Here is a 4,013-nt window from a genome sequence, read left to right as displayed (position 1 = left end):
TCCGTGATCGGGCACGAGTGGGTACGCGCTCCGCATATCGCCGCGCGACAGGCGCAGGACGCGTTGTCCTCCCTCCAACCGCGTCTCCGCTTTCATGTGAGCGGGATGATAAAGACGGTTGTTTCGGAAATTGGTGTCTTCAGCATTCCACCATTTGTTTCCGCCCCACAACGACGCCGTCAGCAAAAGGGCTGCCAGTCCGGTCATCACGACGGCGCGCCGGCGTTGTCGGGGACCGGGTGTCTGACCCGGCGGCAGGGCGCTCTCTCGTGCGGCGGCGCGGATGATGGTGAGGAGCAGCAGAATGAGAAAGGCCCCGAGCAGCGCGAGCGCCACGCCCAAACCGTGAGCCATGCCAAGGCGGCGCGTGGCGATGGCGTTGACGGGCACGATGGCTGTGCCCGCGCCGAGGCCGCCGTCGATGTCCACGTAAATGCTGTGAACCGCGGGGACCATCAGCCACAGTTCCGCGCTGTAAAGGTTCGTTTCTCCGCGCACGAGTTTCGCTTCATCCGGTGGCGGAGCGCCTTTTCTACCCGCATTCCAAACCACCGGCAATGCAGTGATCCTTTTCACGCCAGGACTTTCGACGCGCACGCTGATTTCAGCGCGGCCGGGAATCACCGGCGGCGGGCGGACGGTTACGCGGACAGGATACGGTCCGGCATAACCTTCATAGAACACGTTTGGGCTGCCGACGTGAGCGAGGGCGGCGAGAGGAAGAAACGCGGCGGCCAACGCGATAAAAACCCGTTTGATCATCGCTTCACCTTTGCCATCCAGTTGCCGAGCGACAGACCGATCCGCGCGGAAATCATGGCCAGGATCAGCGCGACACCCAGACCTGCAGCCGACGCGGGCGGATTCCATTCGGGGTTCGTCGCGTCCCAAAACTCGTGGCACCAGTTGCCGATCTGGTTTCCGTACTCCCATTTGTTTTCGATGAAAAACCAGTTGTCCGCCGCGGGACTGATGAGGAATTTCGAGAAGTTCCATTGCACCGCCAAAAAAATGAAGAAGAATACAGCTCCCGAAAGCAACGCCAGCGGCCAATCACGCTTCCATCCGCGTCCGGTCCCGATCCAGTTGCGAAGCAGGTCCAGCGCGAAAGCCGGCGCAACGAGCAGCAACGGAAACGGCAGTGCCACCATGTGATCCACGGGATTGTAAATCGGCCCGAGCAGCGGTCGCCCGGGGAAAAGCGGCAGAATCCAGGCCATCCCCGCGGTAACGGTCATGTAAGCAAGGGCGATGAGGGTTGCCGCCCAGCGAATTTTTGTCGCCCTCGCCATGCCCACGAGGATCACCGGGTAGATGGCGCAAGAGATCCTGTAAAAACGCCCGGTATGCTGATGATTGGGAAAGCTGTACTCCGTCACCATCGTGGCGATCAGCGCAATCAAAACACCCGCGGCATACGCAAGCATTGTGCGGCCTGGCGTCGGGTCTTCTTGAGAATTGTTCTGCTGGCGCAGCACCAGCAACATCGCGCCCAGCGTGACCGCATACATGCCGGCGGCGAGGATGCTGTGGGGCGGACTTATGATTTGCACGTCGAGGCCGTAGGCGTTGTGCCACCAGTTGTCGAACGGCGCTGAGGTCAGCATTGCAAACGCGCCCCAGATTACGACCCACGCGCCAAGCGGACCGCGAAAACCCCAGCAAGGCACGCTGCCGGCCCTTTCCTCTGTCGAGCCGGAGAACGTCGTCTTCAAAACAAGCCAGCCGCAGGACAATCCGCCCAGCAAGCCGCCCAGGTAGATCGCCAGGTGCGCCGGCGTCCAGAAGGTGTCGCGTCCGATCGTGCGGTGCCAGGAGATGTCCCACAGAATCCCGACGACGATGCTGGTGGCACCCAGCACAACCGCATGGCAATGCCACGGCAAAGGGGCGGCTTTGGTCCGCTCAATGGCGGGAGTACCCGCGAGAGTCGCCGTTTCCATCCGATAAAAAAGGATTCGATTCGCCAGTCTTGGCAAGATCAGCCAGCGGTTCAATTGCCTCAAACTCCGCCCGAAAGCGAGCAAATGTTGGCGTGACTTGGGCCGATGGGCGATGGATCATTTTTCAGCGGAACTTTAGGCTGGTCGGCGGGTTGGCATTACGGATCTTTATGGCCATGAACCTTCATTCATTGATTGCGTCTGCACAACAGCAGGGCGCCAGCGATCTGCACCTGGAGGCCGGGTTGCCTCCGGCGGTGCGGGTGCGCGGTTCGTTGCGGATGACCGGCGAGCCGGTCGCCGCCAAAACTCTGCTCGAATGGGCGCGCGAAATCATCGGGGAGGCGCAATGGTCCGGCTTTCTCGAGCGCCATTCGGCAGATTTCTCGCGGACGATCCAGGGCGTTCGTTGTCGCATCAACGTGTTGCAGAGCGCCCGAGGCGTCGGTTTCGCCATCCGGTTGCTGGCGACTTTTCAAGCCACCATCGAGAGACTCAACCTGCACCCCGATCTGAAGAAACTGGTCGCGTCTCACAACGGATTGATTCTTGTCAGCGGGCCGACCGGATGCGGCAAATCCTCGACGCTCGCCGCGTTGATTCAGGAAATCAATCTGACCGAGGCGCGGCACATTGTGACAATCGAAAGCCCGATCGAATACAACTTCCGACCGCGGCGCGCGTACATCCGCCAGCGCGAGGTGGGCCGTGACACGCCCGGATTCGAACAGGCGCTGCTCGATGCGTTGCGCGAAGATCCCGATGTGTTGATGGTCGGCGAAATGCGCGACCCTGAGACGATGCGTCTGACATTGAACGCGTCCGAGACCGGCCACCTCGTCATGACGACGGTCCATTCCGCGACCTGTGCCGAGGCGCTGCAGCGTGTGGTCGCCGCGTTTCCATCCGAAATTCAAAACAGTGTCGCCGCCCAGCTGGCCGATTGTCTGGTTGCCGTCATCGCGCAGCGCCTCCGTTTCCGGCCTGACCTGAACGTCCGCGTGCCGGAGTGCGAGATCCTGATCCCGACCAATCCCGTGAAGGCACACATCCGGAGCCGCGATTTTTTCAAAATCATCTCCGCGCTGGAAACCGGCGCCGGGAACGGCATGTGGACATTCGCGCGTTACTGCGCCTGGCTGGAAAAGCGGACAAGCTGGTTCATCCCGCCGCCTGACGCGGAGCCGCCCGACAGTGAAACTGACGACATGCCAACCGCGGCCACTCCGCTGCCGTCAGTGTCAGCGGCTTCCATGGCCCAAGCGCCAAAGCCGCCGGGACCGCGGGTATCAGGCGGCAAAAGAATCGAAATCGAGCCGGTCGAAGGTGATTTCGGAAGAATCTTGAAGTAACGAAAGGGAAACCCCTGCCTGGCCCGAAACTGAAACCTGATCACCCGTGAAAGTTTTTTGCGCATCAGTCACGCTGTGCCTTTGCGTCTGGGCAATTGCTGCTGTTCCATCACCAGAGGCTTTTGTCGCCACGCTCGAAGTCAGCAACGGGTCGGCAAAGCAGGTCGCCACGAACGAGCCCTCGCTCCAGCGCCGGGCCGCCGCGCCCCGGCCTGTCTTCCATGCGAAAGCGAACGAGAACCTGACGCTGCATTGGGAGATCAGGGCGGGACGGGACACTGCGCTCGAAGATATGCTGGTGCATTTCTATGTTGCCCAGGTTCAGGGAACGGACCCGGACGGGCTGCCGGACCTGGCAAAGCCGGACAACGTGGTGCTCGAAGGAGCGTTGACGATGGACTTCAAAGAAAAAAACGCCGCGCAATCGAAATTAACCTTTCGGGTGTCGAAGCCGGGCCGGTACCTGGCGCGGATTGAGGCGCAGCACAAGGATTTATCGCCGTCGGATGAGCCGTCGGCGGTGATCGAGCTGGAAGTCAAATAGCATGCCGCGACCGAAGATATTCTGGTCGTGCCTGGCGCTACTGGTGACTGCGTTCCTGGCGGTGATCGCACGCGCCGAGCATTTCGATATCGCGTTGACGGTCGAAGGCGACGGCAAGAAGGCGGAGGCGTACTCGGACGATTCACCACCGCCGGAGGGACTTCATGCGCGTCC

At 61.2% G+C, this 4,013-nt stretch carries 4 protein-coding genes; 2 read left to right on the top strand and 2 right to left on the bottom strand.

Annotated features, from left to right (window positions below; genetic code table 11):
• Both VN887_08915 and VN887_08910 read right to left on the bottom strand, forming a co-directional pair.
• Window positions 1-762, bottom strand: a 762-nt coding sequence (locus tag VN887_08915) for a hypothetical protein (GenBank protein ID HXT40131.1), incomplete at its 3' end; no start/stop codon positions are given.
• Entirely contained in the window at window positions 759-1,943 is a 1,185-nt protein-coding gene (locus VN887_08910) for a hypothetical protein (protein ID HXT40130.1), read from the bottom strand. The genes VN887_08915 and VN887_08910, both read right to left, overlap by 4 nt.
• 176 nt (window positions 1,944-2,119) lie before the next feature.
• Between VN887_08910 and VN887_08905 the strand changes: the two genes are divergently transcribed.
• On the top strand, window positions 2,120-3,295 hold the full coding sequence (locus VN887_08905; GenBank protein HXT40129.1) for a PilT/PilU family type 4a pilus ATPase: 1,176 nt from the start codon (window positions 2,120-2,122) through the stop codon (window positions 3,293-3,295).
• A gap of 46 nt (window positions 3,296-3,341) precedes the next feature.
• Window positions 3,342-3,839 carry a hypothetical protein gene (locus VN887_08900; protein HXT40128.1) on the top strand — a complete coding sequence of 166 codons (498 nt, stop codon included), beginning with the start codon at window positions 3,342-3,344 and terminating at the stop codon, window positions 3,837-3,839.
• Window positions 3,840-4,013 lie beyond the last annotated feature (174 nt).

The sequence above is a fragment of the Candidatus Angelobacter sp. genome (genome assembly GCA_035607015.1).
Taxonomy (GTDB): Bacteria; Verrucomicrobiota; Verrucomicrobiia; order Limisphaerales; family AV2; genus AV2.
Note: the sequence above shows the minus strand (reverse complement) of the source record. Positions and strands in the feature narration are given on the sequence as shown.

What these genes read in the sequence shown, in the direction of transcription:
- VN887_08910 (HXT40130.1), bottom strand. Translation starts at nt 1,943, where the DNA reads ATGGAAACGGCGACTCTCGCGGGTACTCCCGCCATTGAGCGGACCAAA.
- VN887_08905 (HXT40129.1), top strand. Translation starts at nt 2,120, where the DNA reads ATGAACCTTCATTCATTGATTGCGTCTGCACAACAGCAGGGCGCCAGC.